We start from the raw sequence: 578 nt of genomic DNA on the forward strand, positions 1-578 counted from the left end.
CAATACTGTATGATCGGTGGATTTGTGATTGCTTTCATTTTGTTATTTGTTGCCGGACCTATGGTTTTTGCTGGCGCAGGTGCCGCCTCGCTCTCATTTTTAAAGTTAGGTTCAATACCAGAGCCAGAACCTGAAGAAAGTGCGTGGCCTTGGTTGGGAATTTATAGCCTTATTGTTAAAAAACCGTTTTTATATGATAAGTATAAAGTTCAGACCCATGGTTATAATAGCCTTATATTAACAGCAAAAGAATTGGAAGAAGTAATCAGTATCATAAAAGATTATGATCATCATGATTTAGATATTTTATATAAAAAAGAAGATAGCTTTTTTGACCGTTGGTGGCATATCCAAGATAAGATGCCGTTTAGTGATACAACACTCTAGATTTTTTAGAAATTTTTTCGAAAAATTTATTTATATTATTCATTTATCCGCCTGTAAATTTATCGGCGGATTATTTTTTTAATTATGGAAAAACTCAAGCAAAGATACGCGCAAGTACAACGGCAACTCAATGCCGATCCTGTATTCAATAATTGGGAAGTTCAATATCAGACATGTAGTCGTATTTATAA

1 protein-coding gene is annotated in these 578 nt (G+C 33.6%); it reads left to right on the forward strand.

Features of this window, described 5'->3' with window-relative positions; genetic code table 11:
- On the forward strand, positions 1 to 387 hold a 387-nt coding region (locus Q4579_RS23030; protein WP_303567290.1), incomplete at its 5' end, for a hypothetical protein.
- Between the last annotated feature and the right edge of the window lie 191 nt (positions 388 to 578).

The sequence above is a fragment of the Photobacterium sp. 1_MG-2023 genome (assembly GCF_030547945.1).
GTDB lineage: Bacteria > Pseudomonadota > Gammaproteobacteria > Enterobacterales > Vibrionaceae > Photobacterium.